Genomic DNA, 18,118 nt, shown 5'->3' on the forward strand with positions numbered 1-18,118 from the left:
TAGGGTCTGATGAGTTTGGTCGATGACTCTAGCCGCCCGATTGGATCCCTATATCAGGCGATATACCTTTGAGGAGTTTCATCGACTGATTGAGTCTGGACAGATTGAAGAGCCCAATCAGTTGGAGCTGATTGACGGGCTCCTGGTTCAAAAGATGACGAAAGGGGAGAGGCACGCCGCCTACTGTAGCCGCCTGTACCGACTGTTGGTGGGCCTTGTGCAGGAGCAAGCTATTGTGCGCACCCAGGATCCGGTGCAACTGCCCCCCAATCACGAGCCGGAGCCCGACTTTGCCATTGTGCGCTTTCAGCAGGATGAGTACCGCTCTCGGCATCCTCAGCCCGAAGACATCTATCTCATCATCGAAGTGGCTGATTCTTCCCTTACCTATGATCGGGAAGTCAAACTCGGACTCTACGCCAAAGCCGGGATCCCCAACTACTGGATCTTGAACTTGCAAGAGAACTGCCTAGAGACGTACAGCTTGCCAATAGAGTCGGGAGTTTACCAGAAAAGAGAGGCTTACACCCCCGAGGAAAAAGTTGGGATCCCAGGGATCCTGGCTGGAGAGTTGAGTCTGGATCGGGTTTTTTCCATCGGTTAAGGCAGGGATCCCTTGCCGGCAGATCGAGTCTTGGCTGGCAGGAGTATTGTGGGTGGAGAAGCGTTTGCAGAAGGATTGTTGATGAGCTACGACGCGGTGGTGATTGGGGCCGGGCATAACGGGCTGGTGAGCGCTTGCTATTTGGCCAAGGCCGGGCAAAAAGTGCTGGTGCTGGAGCGCTATCACACCGTTGGTGGTGCTGCCATTACAGAAGAAATTCACCCGGGCTTTCGCGTGTCGGTGGCTTCCTACTCCTGTAGTTTGCTGCGCCCGGAGATCATCCGCGATCTGCGCCTGCCGGACTATGGCTTTGAGGTCTACGCCAAGCAACCTTCCTACTTCATGCCTTTCCCGGATGGGCAGCACCTCTTTCTGTATGCCGATAACCGTGCCAAGAGCAAGGCGGAAATTGCCAAGTTTTCTCGCAAAGATGCGGAAGCCTACGACCGCTGGGAGGAGTTTTGGGATCGGGTGAACGAGGTGGTGGAGCCAACCTTAATGCAGCCGCCGATTTCACTGGGGCAACTGGCGGATCGCTTTGCAGCTGCTGGCTATGAAGACGATTTCCGCCGCATCATGCTCCTCTCGACCACCGATCTTTTGGATGAGTTCTTCGAGTCGGAGCAGGTCAAGGCGGCGATGGCTCCCCAATCTTTGATTGGCACCTCAGCCGGGCCGATGACTCCAGGTACGCCCTACATCTGGCTGGTCCATGCGGTAGGTCGGGCTATTGGCTCGCGTGGGGTCTGGGGCTATGTGCGCGGTGGGATGGGATCCATTACCCAAGCGATGGCCAAGGCAGCTCTGGACTTAGGGGTGGAGATCCGCACGTCTGCTCCAGTGGCGGAGATCTTGATGGAGAGTGGGCAGGCCGCTGGAGTCGTCCTCGAATCGGGGGAAACCGTGCGGGCGCGGGCGGTTCTCTCCAATGCCCATCCCCAAATCACCTTTTTGCGACTCTGCTCCTCTTTGCCCCCAGACTTGCGTGACCGGCTAGAACGGCACTACCGCACCTCAGGCCCGGTGTACAAGCTCAACTTGGCCCTGGAGGAACTGCCCCGCTACACGGCGGCCCCTGCTGAAGTGCCCCCAGAAGTTGTCAGCTCTGCCACAGTGGATATTGCCCCCTCGGTGGCCTATCTGGAGCGGGCTTGGGATGATTGCAAATACGGGATCCCTTCCCGGGATCCGTTTATCGAGATCTACAGCCAATCCCCCACCGACCCGACGATGGCTCCCCCAGGCAAGCACATTCTCTCCTGCTTCTGCCAGTTTGTGCCTTACCAACCCAAAGGGCGAGACTGGAACGATGGCCTGCGGGAAGAATTTGCCGATCGGGTAATCGACAAAATTGCCCAATTTGCCCCCAACATTAAAAACGCCGTGATCGCACGGCAGATGTTGTCGCCCGTGGATCTGGAGGCCCGCTTCGGCCTTGTGGGGGGCAGCATTTTTCACGGGGAAATGACGCCGGATCAAAGCTACAACCTGCGGCCCATCTCCGGCCTGGCCGACTATCGATCCCCCATTCCCGGCCTTTACCTCTGCGGCTCAGGGGCGCACCCAGGAGGCGGAGTGACCGGGATCCCTGGCCACAACTGCGCACAGGTGGTGCTCAGCGATCTACCCAAGCTCTGACCGACGAAAAGGCCAAGCCAGAGCGGATCCCTGCTCTGGGATCAAACGGGTTGCCTGGGTTACAGCCGCACCTCAGTTCCCTCAAAGAACCCACGGATGATTAAGATAGTTCCAGTTGGGTCTGGAGTAAGAGTGTTAGTAGGGAATTGCTGTTCCAAAAACCACTGGCCGGAAATGCGCTCGGCAGAGGTCGTTGAATCGAAGACAAGGTTCAGATTTCCTCTTTGTGTTCCCCCACCAATATCAAGCCGGTTAAACGGCCCCGCTAATTGTGCTCCAGCCAGGGTGCGGAAGACGAAATCCCCCGTTGCAGGCACGATGCCCTGCAAAACAACTGGAGTATTCTCGCCTTCTTCCCTTTCAGTTCGTAATGAGAAAAAGTAATCAAAGGCTGTTGGGGCACCCGGACGATCAGGAACCGGCAATTGCGGTATCGGTGTGGGGAAAGGTCGTGGCGGCGGGCTGACCTGCACAAAGTTGAGAACTGTGCTGGTGTTGGCCGGATCAAACTCCGCTTGAACACGACCGTTCAGTAAGCGGCGGATGCGAACCAACTGATTGGGCAAGATGTTGGGTCGAGTCGGATCTGGAGCAAACAGCACTGACTGGGTACCCACCTGGGCGGGACGATAGACAATCTCCGCCTGGTTGGGCCGGAAGTTCAGGCGGGCAAAGAGAGCCAAGGCATCCTCAGGAGTGCCATCGCCCGCAACCCCCCGCTGCCGCACCACAAAGCTCGCGGAGAAACTGCCTGTTTGGAGAATAGCGACTACAGGACCTTGGGGTGGAGGAGGGTTGACAAAGGAGCCAGGCGCCAAAATCTCACCACCGGGGCCAGGGCCACCGTTTTCAAACAATACACCCACAGTGGGGACAATCAGGGAAGAATCTCCCTCCAGGACGACTTGATTACCATTTCTACTCACCAAAATGCGGCGCACGGTGAGCGTTAAAACAGTGCCGTCATTTCGGATAGCCCTGAAGGTGGTATTCACCCGAATGCGCTGGTCGTTGGGGAGGCTTGAAACTGCAACCAGCCCGGCGATATTAAATTGCGTAGATAGCCTGCCGTCATTAGGGCCGAAGGCAATGAGATTCACCAGCGGTGTGGTTCGCCCAATTTGGATGGCCAGGGTGCTGGAGCGAAGGGTGGAGTCAATCGTCAAGTCACTGGCTGGGATCTCGTTCACAGGCAAGATGCGGGCTTCAACATTGGCGATGCGAGCTTCACCGCTGCCTTGGAGGGGGTTGGTGCGCACAGGGATCCCGTTGTCAAACCTCGGATTGACATAGTCCAAGCGGAGGCTGGTGGTCTCCAGCACCGAGCCGGGGGTAAAGCGATACTCTTGGGCCGAGACAAAGGCAGCCGGATCTACCTGGACGGGTCCAGGCAAGGTCGGAGACTCATTAACTTCTCCGCAGCCGCCTAGCAGCAAGACTCCACACAAAACCGCCAAGGAGCGACTTTTGAAGTTCATACGGCACTTCCTCACACACCTTAAATCTGGGCAAATCCACACAAAATGGGGAGAAGGCACCCAACCCCTAACGCTACAGGTAAGCTGGCCGCCCCTGCTCGAGGCTATGATACCCCATATCTAGGGGATGGGCCATTTCCAGAACAATTTCTTGCATTTGCTCTGCCGCTCGCTTGACAACGCTCTAGGATGCAGTAGAACTAACAGCAGGCATCCCCCTTGAAATTGTGCAGATGCATAAGACTTGAGCAAGCTCGGTGGATCCCCGCTGGACGCTGCCTAAGACGTTTGCTGTGGTGTGAGTGAGTGGAGATTTTTCGATGAGACGACGTTTTGGCTCAGCCCTTGGCCGTGGCGGCCTCTCTCTTTGGGCAACCTGTGCTTCGGTTGCGCTGATTACCGGCTGCAGTAGCGAGACCACTAGCGGGGTGCCGCCTCTACTGGCTTCTAGCGGTGCCACGCCTCCTCCTGTGGCCGTTGCCCCCACGATTGCCCCCAATCTCACGCCCATCACCTTTCGCCCAGGGCCGGACTTTGCCCCCATCACCCCACCGCCGGTTCAACCCGACCTTCCGGATCCGCCTAGCTTGGCAAACCCTTTTCAGATCGGCCCAGTGAGATCCGCTTTCGTAACCATCACTCTGACAGGCTTGCGTGCTCCAGGAGTGATCAGGAGCGTAGAGGTTCAGTTTTTTAACATCAGTCGCGGCACGGATATTACCAGCATCTTTTTGCCGACGGCAATTGAGCAGTTTAGAAATACGCTGATAGGCAGAGGCAATAGCTACGACGACCGAATCAACGGGATCACGCTTACCAACGGCTTCACCTTCCCGGCGGATCTAGCCGCCTACAACACCAACGTTGCTGCGGGAGAAACGGTTTTGGTAATCGTGGTCATTCGAGATTCATTTGGTCAAGCTCTGAGGCTGGAAGCGAGCGCCCAAGCCACCTAAGCTGGAGCTGAGTAAGGCTGTTTGGGTTTGTGCCACGAGAGAGTTGAATGGCAGGAGGATGAGGGAATGAAAACGGGAAAAGTAGCTGGGGTTTTGGCTTGCTTGTGCTTGGGCTTGCTAACAGCTTGTCAACAAACTAAAGAGGGGAATCCAATCAGCTCGCTGCCAGGGCCGATTATCGGCGTGCAAAACCCAAACACAGAACCCGGAGGAACGGGGGTAGGGCTGCCATCCACTCCTCCGATTGGATCTGTTCCCCCAGGTCAACCCAGCCCTCTTGTGCCCCCTCCTGTGTCGGCGCCGACGATCCCGCCCCTGCCCACTCCCAATCCCTCTCCCAGCATCGTTGGCCTGCCTCCAGGCCCCTTGGCTGCCCCGACGTTTACTAAGAGCTTCAGTCCTTCCACAACTTCAGCAGGTGTTCCTGTTACTTTAAGTTTTTCAATCACCAACAACTCTGGCATCGAACTGACTGGCCTCAACTTTGCAGACAACCTGCCTACAGGGTTGCTTGTTGCCAATCCGCCCAACCTCACCAATACCTGTGACGGCACACCTAATGCGCCTCCAGGCGGGGCCCTAATCACTCTAAGCAATGGAAAACTGGCTGCCAATGCAACTTGTACAGTTACTGTTCAGGTTGTTGCTTCGGCTCCGGGTACCTATACAAATCCGCCAGTAACTCTCACCAGCGCTCAAGCTCCTGCTGTTCAAAGCGCACCTGTTAATCTGTCAGTGAACCCGGTTACTGCTCCAACGTTCACTAAGCAGTTTAGTCCTAGCTTGACCCCAAACGGCAACGTCGTAACTGTTGTCTTCACAATTACGAACACTGCAACTGTTCCCATAACCGGCCTCAGTTTCATCGACATTTTGCCCAGCACTCCGGCTTCAGGGTTACGAATTACGAATCCAGCAGTTACCTCAAACACCTGCGGTGGTATGCTTATGGCACCTAACGGTGGGACCGCGATTTCTCTCACGGGCGGAAGCCTAGCCGCAGGCGCCTCCTGCGTAGTTTCTGTATCGGTCGAGCAAGCTCCGCCCCTGCCTCCACCACCACCACTACCAGTGACCTACACCAACCCACCAGTTACTCTCTTGAGCAATGGCGCGCCGCCAGCGATTTCTGGTTCAGCTACTGTAACTTTTACACCGTAACTTTTAAGTAGAGTTCTTACCCTTGACCCAAGTAAAAGTGAGGCAGATGGGTCAAGCTGTGAGCATTCCTATGCTGCTCAGCAGAGCTTGGGGGGAGAGGCCAACCCTGTAGGCTGCCGCAGTTTGGCAGCCTCTCAGTCTCTGCACTCAAGAGTCAAAGGGATCCAGCTTTGCGCAAAAGATTATCTGGGATATTAAGCTGTTGTGCTGTTCAAGCCGGCTGCCCAATCCAGGAGGGCGTTCACTGCTTCTAGGTCTTTCGCTTCTGAGTACAACCTCAGCAGAGGCTCGGTGCCGCTGCCGCGAATCATCACCCAACTGCCGTCGGCGAGGGTGAATTTGTGGCCATCTTTGTCGAAATGTTTGATCACCTTCTGCCCCAAAATCTCAGCCGGGGGATCCTTTTGCAGCCGCTGGAAGAGCTGGGTTTGTTGATTTTGATCGGCGAGGTGGAGATCGCGGCGCAGGTAAACAGAGGTGAACCCTTCCCGTTCCTGCAAAGCCCGGTAGATGGTGCTGAGATCTTGGCCGGTTTCCGTAACCGCTTCGATGAGATACAGGGCCGAAAGCAGGGCATCCCGCTCGGGAATGTGGCCCAAGTAGCCGATGCCGCCCGATTCCTCTCCACCCAAGAGCACCTCTGTGCTCATCATGCGCTCGGCGATGTACTTAAAGCCCACCGGCATTTCCGTAACCGGTAGGCCATAGTGCTGTGCAACTTTAACAAACAGTTCGGAGCCGCTGATGGTTTTGACAATCTCGCCCCGCAAGCCGCGTCGCCCGGCCAGGTGGTCGATCAAGATGGGGATCAGGATCTGCGGGCTGAGGAAATGGCCTTGCCCATCGAGAGCCGCAATGCGGTCGGCATCCCCATCAAAGACCAAACCCATTTTCAAGGGGGCGGGATCCGCCGCGATGATCTGAGCAGAAGCCTGCAGGTTTTGGGGCAAGGGCTCGGGGGGAAATCCCCCAAACAAGGGATCCCGATGCGCCTGCAACTCAATGACCTTCTCCCCCAAGAGGCGCTTGAGGCCGCCAGCGCCAGAGCCAAACATGACATCCACCCAAATCTTGGCCGGGGATTCCTTGAGCTTTTCCAGATCCACAAAGCGGCTGAGCTGAGCCAGGTAGCCGGGCCAGGGATCCCAGGCGTGAACGGGGGCCTTGTGGGATCCAAGAGGCTGGAGGCTTTGCAGCTCCTGCTCGATGGCGGCGGTAACTTCCGACGGCACGGAGCCACCAAATCCTCCCTTGACCTTGAGGCCGGAATAGTGGGGGGGGTTGTGGCTGGCGGTGATCACCAAAGCGCCGTGGCAGCCCCGCTCCTTGGCACCCCAGCTAAAGGCCGGCGTTGGGGCCACACAGGTGGAGAGGTAAACTGGGATCCCCAGGCGGGCCACCACCTCAGCAACGTGGGCGGCAAAGCGTTCCGAAAGAAAGCGGTTGTCGTAGCCGACCAGGATCCCTTCGCCGGGGTAGGTGCGGGCCAAGACTTGGGCGCTGGCCTGGGCTGCAACGGTCAAGTTTTGGAAAGTAAAGCCATCGGCGATCACGGCTCGCCAGCCGTCGGTGCCAAAACGGATCGGGGTATCGGCCATAGTGGTGTTGCGGTGGGTGCTGCCGCTTCAAGTCATAGCACGAGGCGGGAGTTTCGGGGTTCGGTCTGCTCTCAACTTCTTCGCTTCTTCTCTATCTCTATTGAGATGGGATGTGAGATGGGATGAGATGGGATCCCTCTCGCAGGGGCCGCAGAAGCGGCTAGAGTAACCTGGAAAGCGTTCCGCTCCTGTGTGCCATGACTCAGCAACTGACTCTCGACGGACTGGGATTTGGCTCGGGTGGGGGATCCCGTCTGGGTCGGGTGATTGTGACCGATTTGCAGGGGGAGATGCAGCGCTCCTACCTGGAATACGCCATGAGCGTGATCGTGGGGCGGGCCTTGCCGGATGTGCGGGATGGCCTCAAGCCGGTACACCGCCGCATCCTCTACGCCATGCACGAGCTGGGCCTGACGCCGGATCGCCCCTACCGCAAATGCGCACGGGTGGTGGGGGATGTGCTGGGGAAATATCACCCCCACGGGGATCAGGCAGTTTATGACGCGCTGGTGCGCATGGCACAAGACTTTTCCAGCCGCTATCCCCTGGTGGCGGGACACGGCAACTTCGGCTCTGTGGATGATGACCCACCGGCGGCCATGCGCTACACGGAGTGCCGGCTGGCGGAGCTGAGCCACACAGCGCTTCTGGAGCAGGTATCGGAAGAGATCGTCGATTTCATGCCCAATTTCGACGGATCCCAGGCGGAGCCCACCGTTCTCCCGGCCCGCTTGCCCATTTTGCTGCTCAACGGCTCTTCCGGCATTGCCGTGGGCATGGCCACCAATATCCCACCCCACAACCTGGGGGAAGTGGTGGATGGCCTGTTGGCTTTGATCGACCATCCCGACCTCAGCCCTGAGGAGCTGTTGCGGTGGATCCCAGGGCCGGATTTTCCCACCGGCGGCCAAATCCTAGACAGCCAAGGGATCCGCGAAGCCTACCTCACCGGGCGCGGTTCCATCACCCTGCGGGGGGTAGCCCGATTTGAGGAGATCCAGCCGGGCAAAGGACGCCACCGGCGGCCTGCTCTAGTCATCAGCGAGTTTCCCTACCAGGTGAACAAAGCCGCCTGGATCGAAAAAGTGGCCGAGTTGGCCAACCAAGACCGCATCAGCGGCATCGCCGATCTGAGGGATGAGTCGGATCGCAGCGGCATTCGCGTGGTGGTGGAGCTGAAGCGAGAGGCCAACCCGCAGGCGGTTTTGCAGCAGTTGTATAAGCTCACCCCTTTGCAAAGCAACTTCGGGGCCATCCTGCTGGCTTTGGTGAACGGGGAACCGCGGCAGCTCAGCCTCAAAGAGATCCTGCAGCACTTTTTGCAATTTCGCGAGGCCACCCTCAACCGGATGTTCCGTGCCGAGTTGCAGCAGGTGCAGCGCAAGGCGGAAGAGGTGGCAGGAATGTTGCTGGCGTTGGCGGATCTGGAGGGGGTGATCGAGCTGCTGCGGCAAGCGCCCGATGGCACCACGGCCAAAGCCCAATTGCAAACTCGCCTGGGCTGTACCCCCCAGCAGGCAGAGACGATTTTGGCCATGCCTCTGCGTCGCCTGACGGGATTGGAGCGGGAACGGCTGCACCAGGAACACGCCCAGTTGCAGACCCGCATCGAAGAACTGCAGGGGCTACTCAGCGACCGCCGCAAGCTCTTGAATTATTTGAAAAAAGAGCTGCGACACCTGAAAAAGACCTTCGGGGATCCCCGGCGCACCCAGATCCTCTCGGCCTCGGAGCTGGAAGCGGAAGTGGCCCAAATCCCCAGCGGCGAAGAGACGGAAGAGACCCACTTCTTGCTGCAATTCACCCGCAAGGGCTATGTGCGCCGCCTGCCTCTGCCTAGCCGTCGCTCCCGCAGCAACCCGGCGCAACGGGAACTGGGGGAAGATGTACTGGTCGGCCTGGAATGCGTCACGCTGGAGCAGGAAATCTTGGTGCTCACCGCCGGCGGCAGAGCTTTCACCCTGCCCATCGCAGGGATCCCCCTCAGCACTGGGTCCTCACGGGGGGTGCCTCTGGTTACCCTTCTCCCCAACCCCGAGCCGATGGTTGCCACCTTCACGTTGGCTCCGGATCCGGGCAAGGCAAGTTTGGTGGTGCTCAGCCGGCAGGGGCGGATCAAGCGGCTGGCCCTGGCAGAGTTGATGGGCCTTACCCAACGGGGATCCACCGTCCTCAAACTAAAGGAGGGAGATGAGCTGGGCTGGGCAGCCCTTTGGGATCCCGGCCACCAAGGCTACAGCGTCGTCCTGGCGACTTCAGGAGGACGGGTGCTGCGGCTGGATGTCCAACAGATTCCCCTGATGGGTCGGGCGGCTATGGGATCGCCGGCCCTGCGTTTGGGGCGCGCCGAGCGAATAGTTGGTATGGCGCTGCTGCCCCCGCAAGGGATCCTGGTTCTGGCCAGCCGGTTGGGCCACCTGAAGCGCTTGCCCCTGAGCGAGATCCCCATCCTGGAGCGGGGTCAAGTGGGCGTGCCGGCCTTTCACTTCTCCGACCGAGGGGATGTGCTGGTGGGCTTGGTGGGTCTCCCCCCCGATTTGGAGCAGCATCCCCATCTGCAACTGGATGTGCTCACGGAGTCTGAACAGGTGTACTCCTTCTCTCCTGCCGAGATCCCGCTGCAAAGCCGCTCCGGGGGCGGATCCCTCCTGATCAAAGGGGAGCGGGTCAGGGAGTTGCGCCTGTTCTGGCCGCAGTGGCTGCCGGAAGGCGATGTGGGATAGCTCTTGGGGGAGCAGAAGATCCCTAGGACGAAGAGCCTTCCCCAGGCGAGGCCGAATCGGTCGGCGGGGAGCCGGGATCCGTCTCCGGCGCTTCGGGATGGCGAACGGGCTTGGGAAGGGTTCCACCTGCCTTGAGAACCAAACAGCGCACGGTTTGGTGCAGCTCCTCCAGCAAGATGCTGATGGCAGAGCGGAAGTCCCGGTGGTCATCTCGCATTTGCTCCAGCATGGCGCGGATGACTTCCTGACAATCCTTCAGGATGTGCTGCTGCTGGGCAACAATCTGCACCAGTTCACTTTGTTCCTTGAGCAACTCCCGCAGACAGGAGCGCAGCTCGTCCACCTGGTTCTGCCAAAGAGCCTGTCCTTCCCGCAGCTCCATTACGCTGGTGCGCAAATCGGCGGTCGAGTCTCTCAGGGCTTCGCTGTGGCGGCGCTCGGCTTCCAGTTGCTTTTGCTGCTCCTGCTGCTGCTGCCGCAGCTCAGAGTTGGCCTTGAGGTTGGCTTCCGCTGCCCTGAGCAATTGAGCCAAGCGGGCCTCGGTAACGGCCCAGCGCTCTTCCGGCGACAGAGATCGACCTCGGCCAATTCGTCTGCAGAAGTACTTCACAGTCGCTGCACCCTATACCCCATTCTCTACACTTTAGACTTTGGTCAAAGCGCCGCAAGACCTCAGCCCAAGAGGAAGCTTGTCCATCGGGCTTTGTCCCGGCTGTTTTTTGGGCTCACCCCATCATAGCCATAATACCGGATGCCGAATCCAGAAGTTCGGAAGGCGAGGCTGCCCCTCTCCAGGGATCCCGGTCGTTCTTCTAGGATGGTGGAGAGTTTGGATAAAAGAAACCATGCCTTCACTTGCAAATCAGGTGGTGCTGATTACTGGTGCCTCTGCTGGAATTGGGGAAGCAGTCGCTCTGGAGGCGGCCAAACGCGGGGCTCGCTTGGTGCTGGCGGCCCGCCGGGAAGGGCTGCTGCGAAACGTCAAAGACTTGGTGGAGAGTCGGGGAGCGGAGGCGCTGGTGGTGCCCACCGACATGGCCGATACGGCCCAGGTGGAGGCGCTGGCCCAAAAGGCTCTGGATCATTTTGGCCGGGTGGATATCCTGGTGAACAACGCCGGCTATGGCCAGATGGGGCCGGTGGAAGAGGTGGATGTGGCGGCCATGCGGCGCCAGTTTGAGGTGAATGTGTTTGGCCTGCATGCTCTCACCCGTGCCCTCTTGCCCCAAATGCGGGAACGGGGCAGTGGCCGCATCCTCAACCTCAGCTCGGTGGCCGGCCAGATGTCGATGCCCTTCAGTGGCGTTTACAACGCAACCAAGTTTGCTGTCGAAGCCCTCAGCGACGCCCTGCGGGTGGAAGTGGCCCCCTTCGGCATCAAGGTTATCTTGATCGAGCCGGGGCCGGTGGCCACCGAGTTTGGCCGCGTGGCGGAAGAAACCTTTGCCGCTGTTGTCAACCCCAACGGCCCCTACAAGGCGATCTTGGACAAGACCGCCGATCTGGCCAGCTCGTTCAGCAAAATGGCCTGGCCGGTGGAGAAGGTGGTGGAGCCGATCCTGAGGGCGATGACCGATCCTCACCCTTCCGACCGCTACACCGCTTTCACGGGGGGTAAGGTGGCGTTGGGGCTGATGCGGCTCATGCCCGCTGCTCTGGCTGACTCCATGTGGCGGCGCGTCTATGGGCTGGATGGTCTGGGATCCCCCGGCTCGGCCTAACTGCAGGCTTGTGGCGGGCATCGGATGGGGCAGGGATCCCTACAAGATCTCAAGCCCATTGAGTTCTCCTTGGTGCGGGGGCAGGGTTGTGCCTTCCAGGATGGACAGGTTAAGTTTGTTAAAGGACTTTTAATAACCGGGTGTTCCTCTTCCCTATGAACAAGCCTCTATCTCCCCAGCGCTGGTTGATCGCCCTCATGCTGGGCTTCTGTCTCTGGCAGGGATCCGGCCTGGTACCTGCCCATGCAGCCTTGGCCTCGGCCCTCACCTACGATCGCTTTTTGCGCTACGTCGAGGAGGGGCGGGTTACGGATGTGCGCCTCACGGACAACAATCTGGTAGCTGAAGTTACGGCTGTGGATCCCCAGACCCAGCATTCCACCCGCTACCGAGTGAACCTGCTGCCCAACACCGTACCGCAACTGGTGGACCGCCTCACCGAGCAGGGGATCGAAGTGGCAGTGGTACCCACCCGCAATGGCAGCGCCTTTTGGGCGCTTCTGGGCAACCTGGTGATCCCGCTGTTGCTGTTGGGAGGGTTGTTCTTTTTCCTGCGGCGTGCCGGTGCTGGAGCGGGCGGCCCTGGGCAGGCAATGAACTTCGGCAAATCGCGGGCCCGCTTTCAGATGGAAGCCAAAACCGGCGTTAAGTTCGACGATGTGGCCGGGATTGAAGAAGCCAAAGAAGAATTGCAAGAGGTGGTTACCTTCTTGAAGAAGCCGGAGCGCTTCACCGCTGTTGGGGCCAAGATCCCCAAAGGCGTGTTGTTGGTGGGGCCGCCGGGGACGGGCAAAACCCTTCTGGCCAAGGCCATTGCCGGCGAGGCAGGAGTGCCTTTCTTTAGCCTGTCCGGCTCTGAGTTTGTGGAAATGTTTGTCGGGGTGGGTGCCTCTCGCGTACGGGATCTCTTCAAGAAGGCCAAGGAGAATGCGCCTTGCATCGTCTTCATCGACGAGATCGACGCGGTGGGCCGGCAGCGGGGGGCTGGCATCGGCGGTGGCAACGACGAACGCGAGCAAACCCTGAACCAGTTGCTCACGGAGATGGACGGCTTTGAGGGCAACACCGGCATTATCGTGATTGCCGCCACCAACCGCCCTGATGTGTTGGATGCCGCTCTCTTGCGTCCGGGGCGCTTCGACCGCCAGGTTACGGTGGATCGGCCCAGTTTCAAGGGGCGCTACGAGATCTTGCGGGTGCATGCCCGCAACAAGAAGCTGGCGGAAGAGGTCAGCCTGGAGGCGATTGCCCGCCGTACCCCCGGCTTTGCCGGCGCGGATCTGGCCAACCTGCTCAATGAAGCGGCCATTTTGGCGGCCCGCCGTCAGCGCATGGCCATCACCAACCAAGACATTGAGGACGCCATCGACCGCATCACCATCGGCCTGACCAAGCCCCCGCTGTTGGACGGCAAGAGCAAGCGCCTGATCGCCTACCACGAGTGCGGCCATGCCCTGCTGATGACACTTTTGCCCCACGCGGATCCCTTGAACAAGGTGACCATCATCCCCCGTTCCGGCGGCGCGGGTGGCTTTGCCCAGCAACTGCCCAACGAGGAGCAGATCGACTCCGGCATGTACAGCCGCGCTTGGCTGCTGGATCGGGTGGTGGTGGGCTTTGGCGGTCGGGCGGCCGAAGAGATCGTCTTCGGCTACTCGGAAGTGACCACCGGAGCCAGCAACGACCTGCAGCAGAACACGAATCTGGTGCGGCAGATGGTGACCCGCTTTGGCATGTCCGAGCTGGGGCCCTTGATGCTGGATCCCCCCAACAACGAGGTATTCTTGGGCGGCGGCTGGATGAACCGCGTCGAGTACTCGGAGGATGTGGCCGCCAAGATCGACCGCCAGGTGCGGCAGATCCTGGAGAGCTGCTACCAGAAGGCCAAGCAGATTTTGCTGGAGCACCGCCCTCTGCTGGATCGATTGGCCGATACCTTGGTGGAACGGGAAACCCTGGATGGCGACGAATTCCGGGCGATTGTCTCAGAGTATGTGCCCATCCCGGAGAAGGTCGGCCTGCCCAGTCCACTTGCGGAAGCGGGACGGAGTCCAAAGCTGGTCTAAGGGATCCCATCTCCATTGCCAGATAGACAACTGGGGGGGTTGTTGGGGCTGGATCCCGGCAACTGCCCTTTTTTTAGCGGGTTTTCTGTTGCGTCGGGTTATCTCATGCGCTCTTCTCTCTCTGCTTTGCCGGTTCACCTCTATCGCTGCCTGAGCTGCGGTCGGGAAGGGCTGACCCAAGCACCAGGGCGGGAGCAGGGATCCGCGGCGGATCGGGTTTATTGTCCCAGTTGTGGCCAAATTTACCCCATCACCGCTTCTGGGGCTGTGGATTTTATCGGCAGCTCATCGGACCTGCATCTCACGCCGGCCCAAGCCATTGCCCATCTGCCTGGGTTTGCCTGGGGCTACGATCGCCTCTGGCGGCCCTGGTCCCTGTCGCTGCTGACGGGAGAGAGCTTTGGGAGCGAGCGGGAGAGTCAACTGCTGGCCGAGTTGGTGGGGGAGGGGGATCCCATCTTGGATTTGGGCACTGCCGGGGGGTACTGGAGCCGCTTGCTCCTGGCCAAGGATCCACAACGGACGGTGATCGGCCTGGACAATGCAGCAGGGGTATTGGCGGAAGCCGCTCAACAAGCGCAGCCCCACTGGCAGCACTACAGCCTGATGCGGGCCCGAGCCGAACAGCTTCCCCTCGCCTCTGGAACTTTTGGGGCGGTGATCAGTGGGGCGACCTTGAACGAAGTGCCTTTGGATCCCTGTTTGCGGGAAATTGCCCGCGTCTTGAAACCGGGAGGGGCCTTTGTCTCGATGCACAGCCAGCAGGTACAGGGATGGGGGCAGATGGTGCAGCAATGGCTGGAAGCCACCGGCCTTCATTTTTTCTCGGAAACCCAGTTGCGCGAGCACCTTCAACAGGTGGGGCTGCAGTTGGAGCGTTATCTCAGCTTGGGTTGGGTGGCCTTTGTGCGGGCAGTGCGCCTCTGATCTGGGCTGGGTTGAGGTGGCCATTCATTGAGTCCAGAGCGGAGCCATCACCCAAATCCAAGTCGCGTCGATCCCTGGCTCCCCTCTTCCACCAAGAGAGAGACTAGGAGTGAGGGCGCACTCTATGGGATCCACTCCAGCCCAACGCCAAAGCTAAACTCCCGATCCAAGGTCGAGTTGCGCAGGCTATAGCGAGCAGAAAGACGAAAAGAAGGGCTAATGGCATAGGCAGCGGTGATCTCCGCCAGGGTGGCCTGTCCTTCTTCCGGCTCCTGGGGGGCAACCCAACTGTAGCTACCGGTCAAATCTGCAGCTCCGGGAGCCAAGGCCAAAACGGCAAAAGCCCCATAGCTAACTCCGCTGAGGCTGCGGTTTTTTTGTTCCAAAGCCCGATACCCCAGTTGTGGCGCCAGATTAAAAGGGGATCCCAGGGGGGCCAGAAAGTAGCGCATCTCCGACCCGTACTGGCGCACTTCGGGATGTTCGGAAGATTGGCGATAGTCACCGCTGAGGGTGAGGCGATCTCCCAGGCGCAAATCCTGCAGGCTGATTCGCCAGTGCGAAGAGGACTCAAAGCCGGCCTGCAAGCGGGTGGGCAAGACGGGCGTGTTGCGGATTTCTTCCAGGAGATTGGGCGGGTTTTGCAGCCAGCGGCGCAACACGGGGCTGTCTTCTAAAATTCGGTCATCCAAGCCCAAATCCAAAGCGGCTGAGAGCGTGGCCGGCACCGGATCTGGAATAGGGGCTTGCTGGGAATTGGCCCAAACCGGCCGCTCAGGCACCAGTCCAGCCCAGAGGAGCAGCATACCCAGGCGAAGCCCTTTGCCAGACTGTCTCACCACCTGCAACCACATTCATTGCGTCCCTACTGTAGCTGCTTTCCGAGAGATTCTCCACGCAGACGGGCAGAGCCAAAGGGCGGCAACAACACCTCAAAGACGGCTCAACGACAACAGAAAGCCTAGCTGTTCCGGCTGTTGGCAACCACCCGCAAGCGCTCGACCAATTTTTGCAGTTGCCGTTCAAACTGCAGACTTTCCCGCTGTAGCTGACTGACTTTCTCACAGCTATAGAGGACGGTGGTGTGATCTTTTCCCCCAAAGTAGTCGCCAATTTTGGGCAGGCTGAGGTTGGTGTAGTGGCGCATCAAGAACATGGCAATTTGCCGTGCTTGGCTGATGTCGCGCTTGCGGGAGGATCCCAGTAAACTTTCTCGGTCGATGCCGAATTCTTCACAGACCACATCGGTAATCATGTCGGCGGTGATCTCTTTCGGCTCGCTGGGGGGATTGAGGATGGGCTGAATCGTCTCTACACTCATCGGCAAGCCAGAAATGGAAACATAGGCGACGGCGCGGATCAGGGCACCTTCCAGCTCGCGGATGTTGCTGGTGTAGGTGGTGGCAATGTACTCGATCACGTCGGCGGGCAGGTTCATCCCCTCGTACTCGGCTTTCTTCTTGAGAATGGCCATGCGGGTTTCGATATCCGGCGATTGAATTTCCGCAATCAAACCCATGGAGAAACGAGAACAAAGCCGCTCCTGCAGACGCGGGATCAGATGAGGAGAGCGGTCGGCGGCCAGTACGATCTGTTTGCCGGACTCGTGCAGCGTATTAAAGGTGTGAAAAAACTCCTCTTGGGTGTACTCTTTGCCTTCGATAAATTGAATGTCGTCCACCAATAAAATATCTACATCTCGATAGTGCTCCCGGAAAGACTGCATGCTGTCTCGCCGGATGGCATCGATTAAATCGTTGGTAAACCGTTCGGTGGACACGTAGAAGACCTTGGCGCGTGAATTGGCCTCCAGTTGGTAGTGGCCAATGGCCTGCATCAGGTGGGTTTTGCCCAGACCCACCCCACCGCAGAGAAACAGGGGGTTGTAGGCGCGCCCAGGCTTGTCGGCCACAGCCAGAGCTGCAGCGTGAGCCATGCGGTTGTTGGGGCCAACCACAAACCGCGAGAAGGAATACTTGGGGTTGAGATCCGGCGCCCGCATGGGCAGGCTGCCGCCGACTTCCAGTCCTAGGGTGGTGGAGGCAGGTAAGCTGCCGGCTCTGCCCGATGTTGGGGAAATCGCCCTTGAAGGGGGTTCTGCCTCGACAGAAGCGTGGGGGGAAACGGAAAACTCCACCTGCAAAGGGATCCCGGCTACCCGCTGCACCACCTCGGTGATGGTGGAAGCGTAGTGCTTTTGCAGCCAGCCCCGTGCCCATTCGCTGGGGGTACAGATGGTGAGGCGGTTGTCCACCAACGATTCAGCCCGCGCCGTTTTGATCCAAGCCTCAAAGGTTGGGCGGCTGAGCTGCACCTGCAGATGACACAGGGCTTCATCCCAGAGCTGATCCAGGGAAATATCCACACCACACACTCAGAGCGACACAGCAGAAGCCCAGAGGAAACAGCGGCGGCTTCCTCGACAGGAGCTTCGGGATTCCCAATTTAACTGCTCGGCGCGGGGTGGCCAATCTAGCAATTTTCCATTGAGTCTGCTAAGATTAAGCGTCTGCGATCAGTTTCAAGCGGGCTAATTTCGGTCTGGTCAGCTCTGGCAAATGATCTTGGATTCATAAGTTGGCTTCTCACCATGACTCAGCGTACCCTTCGTGGCACCAATCGCAGACGCATTCGGGTTTCTGGGTTTCGGGCCAGAATGCGAACGGCAACTGGGCGTCAGGTCTTGCGGCGACGGCGGGCCAAGGGGCGTTATCGCCTGGCGGTTTCCTAAGCCCTTTGGTCAGAGATTTGATTTGTCTTGGTTTTTTGGAGCGTTGCAGCCCAAAACTCGCTGACTTCTGGGGCAGACTCTCCTCGGTGCCCAATGTTGCCGGCTCCTCATCGATTGCGGGACCGACGAGCTTTTCAGGCGCTCTACCAGGGGGGCCAACGTCGTTCCGGTGCAGGCTTGACCCTGCTGTTTCAGCCGATGCCCGCAGGGTGCGAAGGGATCCCCAGCCAAGTGGGGCTGGTGATCGGCAGAAAGGTGAGCAAATCTGCCGTAAAGCGGAATCGGCTGCGCCGCCAGTTGCGAGAAATCTTGCGCCCCCTGTGCCCAAACCTGAAACCCGGCTACCGGCTGCTGTTCATCTCCAAGGCAAACCTGCTGACCTACCGATGGCCGGAGCTGAGGGCAGAGGTGCATCGTCTTTTACAAAAGGCCGATCTGCTCGTCGGCACAGATGTAGACTCAACAGGTGCAGACTCAGATGCCAAGCCGTCCTAAGAAACTTGAGCTGCACAGGT

General features: G+C 59.0%; 15 protein-coding genes. 10 read left to right on the plus strand and 5 right to left on the minus strand.

Going from position 1 to position 18,118, the window contains the following annotated elements:
- The first annotated feature begins 22 nt into the window (after positions 1-22).
- Together NW816_RS05085 and NW816_RS05090 are read left to right on the plus strand one after the other, a co-directional pair.
- Positions 23-604 carry a Uma2 family endonuclease gene (locus NW816_RS05085; RefSeq protein WP_414408449.1) on the plus strand — a complete coding sequence of 194 codons (582 nt, stop codon included), beginning with the start codon at positions 23-25 and terminating at the stop codon, positions 602-604.
- 81 nt (positions 605-685) lie between these two features.
- The gene (locus tag NW816_RS05090) at positions 686-2,242 is read left to right on the plus strand and encodes a phytoene desaturase family protein (RefSeq protein WP_414408450.1); all 1,557 of its coding nucleotides are present in this window, start codon (positions 686-688) and stop codon (positions 2,240-2,242) included.
- A 59-nt stretch (positions 2,243-2,301) separates the two neighbouring features.
- On the opposite strand, the gene NW816_RS05095 is transcribed toward NW816_RS05090, so the two are convergent.
- On the minus strand, positions 2,302-3,636 hold the full coding sequence (locus NW816_RS05095; protein WP_414408451.1) for a hypothetical protein: 1,335 nt from the start codon (positions 3,634-3,636) through the stop codon (positions 2,302-2,304).
- 404 nt (positions 3,637-4,040) lie between these two features.
- On the opposite strand from NW816_RS05095, the gene NW816_RS05100 reads away from it, so the two are divergent.
- Both NW816_RS05100 and NW816_RS05105 read left to right on the plus strand, forming a co-directional pair.
- The gene (locus tag NW816_RS05100; protein ID WP_414408452.1) at positions 4,041-4,676 is read left to right on the plus strand and encodes a hypothetical protein; all 636 of its coding nucleotides are present in this window, start codon (positions 4,041-4,043) and stop codon (positions 4,674-4,676) included.
- 66 nt (positions 4,677-4,742) lie between these two features.
- Positions 4,743-5,837 carry a hypothetical protein gene (locus NW816_RS05105; RefSeq protein ID WP_414408453.1) on the plus strand — a complete coding sequence of 365 codons (1,095 nt, stop codon included), beginning with the start codon at positions 4,743-4,745 and terminating at the stop codon, positions 5,835-5,837.
- Between the two features lie 194 nt (positions 5,838-6,031).
- Here NW816_RS05105 and NW816_RS05110 read toward each other — a convergent pair whose 3' ends face one another.
- Positions 6,032-7,435, minus strand: coding sequence for a phosphoglucomutase/phosphomannomutase family protein (locus tag NW816_RS05110; protein WP_414408454.1), 1,404 nt, complete (start codon positions 7,433-7,435; stop codon positions 6,032-6,034).
- Between the two features lie 197 nt (positions 7,436-7,632).
- Between NW816_RS05110 and NW816_RS05115 the strand changes: the two genes are divergently transcribed.
- Positions 7,633-10,158 (plus strand): DNA gyrase/topoisomerase IV subunit A, encoded by a 2,526-nt coding sequence (locus NW816_RS05115; RefSeq protein ID WP_414408455.1) that lies wholly within the window; start codon positions 7,633-7,635, stop codon positions 10,156-10,158.
- A gap of 22 nt (positions 10,159-10,180) precedes the next feature.
- Here the strand turns inward: NW816_RS05115 and NW816_RS05120 are convergent, their stop codons facing one another.
- Entirely contained in the window at positions 10,181-10,768 is a 588-nt protein-coding gene (locus tag NW816_RS05120; protein ID WP_414355549.1) for a hypothetical protein, read from the minus strand.
- A 235-nt stretch (positions 10,769-11,003) separates the two neighbouring features.
- Here NW816_RS05120 and NW816_RS05125 point away from each other — a divergent pair, with 235 nt between their 5' ends.
- The 3 genes from NW816_RS05125 (at position 11,004) to NW816_RS05135 (ending at position 14,872) form a co-directional block, all read left to right on the plus strand.
- A complete protein-coding gene (locus tag NW816_RS05125; protein ID WP_414408456.1) occupies positions 11,004-11,879 on the plus strand; it encodes an SDR family NAD(P)-dependent oxidoreductase in 876 nt (291 codons plus the stop codon).
- A 155-nt stretch (positions 11,880-12,034) separates the two neighbouring features.
- The gene (gene ftsH / locus NW816_RS05130) at positions 12,035-13,945 is read left to right on the plus strand and encodes an ATP-dependent zinc metalloprotease FtsH (RefSeq protein WP_414408457.1); all 1,911 of its coding nucleotides are present in this window, start codon (positions 12,035-12,037) and stop codon (positions 13,943-13,945) included.
- A 105-nt stretch (positions 13,946-14,050) separates the two neighbouring features.
- Positions 14,051-14,872 (plus strand): class I SAM-dependent methyltransferase, encoded by an 822-nt coding sequence (locus tag NW816_RS05135; protein WP_414408458.1) that lies wholly within the window; start codon positions 14,051-14,053, stop codon positions 14,870-14,872.
- A gap of 122 nt (positions 14,873-14,994) precedes the next feature.
- Here the strand turns inward: NW816_RS05135 and NW816_RS05140 are convergent, their stop codons facing one another.
- Together NW816_RS05140 and dnaA are read right to left on the minus strand one after the other, a co-directional pair.
- Complete coding sequence (locus NW816_RS05140; RefSeq protein ID WP_414355545.1) at positions 14,995-15,678, minus strand: hypothetical protein; 684 nt, start codon at positions 15,676-15,678, stop codon at positions 14,995-14,997.
- Positions 15,679-15,833: 155 nt separating this feature from the next.
- Positions 15,834-17,237: a chromosomal replication initiator protein DnaA gene (gene dnaA / locus NW816_RS05145; protein WP_414408459.1), complete on the minus strand. Its 1,404-nt coding sequence runs from the start codon at positions 17,235-17,237 to the stop codon at positions 15,834-15,836.
- A gap of 225 nt (positions 17,238-17,462) precedes the next feature.
- Here dnaA and rpmH point away from each other — a divergent pair, with 225 nt between their 5' ends.
- Positions 17,463-17,603 (plus strand): 50S ribosomal protein L34, encoded by a 141-nt coding sequence (gene rpmH / locus NW816_RS05150; RefSeq protein WP_011434477.1) that lies wholly within the window; start codon positions 17,463-17,465, stop codon positions 17,601-17,603.
- A 93-nt stretch (positions 17,604-17,696) separates the two neighbouring features.
- Positions 17,697-18,098: a ribonuclease P protein component gene (rnpA, locus tag NW816_RS05155; protein ID WP_414355543.1), complete on the plus strand. Its 402-nt coding sequence runs from the start codon at positions 17,697-17,699 to the stop codon at positions 18,096-18,098.
- Positions 18,099-18,118: the final 20 nt, after the last annotated feature.

This window comes from Synechococcus sp. W55.1 (assembly GCF_047461655.1).
GTDB lineage: Bacteria > Cyanobacteriota > Cyanobacteriia > Thermostichales > Thermostichaceae > Thermostichus.